Raw genomic sequence first — 900 nt, forward strand, 5'->3', positions numbered from 1 at the left:
CTAAGAGTGCACAATGGTGCAAATAGATGGTGTTTAGGCAGAAAACTGACTATTGAGTGCGACGTACATGGCATTGGTCTCTTTCCAACCAGAAATGCGATGATCGCTTGTGAAATGATAAAATGTGGACTGGTTGTGACGCCAGTTAATGTCCATCAAGCTGTATGCGTAACCCGCATCAGCGTAAAACGGAGTAGTGAGATCGCCGACAAAATCTACGTGCTCGTCATCAAGCCCTTCCCGTAAGTAAGACGTCCAGCGCTGAGAGTTAAACAAAGCAACGGAATCGAGACTTGCATGGCCTTCAGATACTGGAGATTGAGAGCTTTCTTCTGAAACTTCAGAAAAATCGACGGAAGAGTTTGGCGATACACTTACGGCTACAAAAGGTTGTAGCTTAGAAAAGTGCGGTACGTGAGCCTTGTGGTCGATTTGCGCAGCAGATACATGCACTGGTAGCAATACCATTGCAAATAGCAGCAAAATCAACTTTCTAAGGTAAATCCAAGGCATAGGAACTCACTAAAAACACAAAGAGCCAAGTTAGGTCACTTGACTCGTTGATAGTATTCCTATTGATTATGGTTCACAACTAAAAAGTTATAAATCTCTGATTTCAGGTTTGCATCGTTATTGCATTTATCAAAACGTCTTTAGAGAACGAGTGTAATTGGTGGTGAGTTATCGATAAAAAATATCGCCCTTATCAACATCTAAGTAGATCTTATTCTCTTGCTCCAAACCGCCACAATAGATGAAGTAAACGTTGCGCTTTTTGAACGTCACAGAACGCACCCAACCCCCGAGCTCCTCAAAATCACTCGGATCACAGGTTTCATCGTCTAACAATTGCTGTGTTTTCTTACGGAAAATATCCAAGTGAACTTTTAAATCATCCGA

The 900-nt window shown here is 42.0% G+C and carries 1 protein-coding gene and 1 pseudogene; both read right to left on the reverse strand.

From position 1 onward, the window contains the following. Positions 1–33: 33 nt before the first annotated feature. The gene (locus IQR33_RS11315; protein WP_005373572.1) at positions 34–513 is read right to left on the reverse strand and encodes a hypothetical protein; all 480 of its coding nucleotides are present in this window, start codon (positions 511–513) and stop codon (positions 34–36) included. A gap of 168 nt (positions 514–681) precedes the next feature. After that, a pseudogene (locus tag IQR33_RS11320) lies at positions 682–900 on the reverse strand (hypothetical protein); the annotation flags it as partial.

The organism is Vibrio sp. OPT46 (genome assembly GCF_015163535.1).
Classification (GTDB): Bacteria; Pseudomonadota; Gammaproteobacteria; order Enterobacterales; family Vibrionaceae; genus Vibrio; species Vibrio alginolyticus.

Bases quoted from the DNA above. Each gene is read 5' to 3' on its own strand.
- IQR33_RS11315 (WP_005373572.1), bottom strand. From the start codon at position 513: ATGCCTTGGATTTACCTTAGAAAGTTGATTTTGCTGCTATTTGCAATG.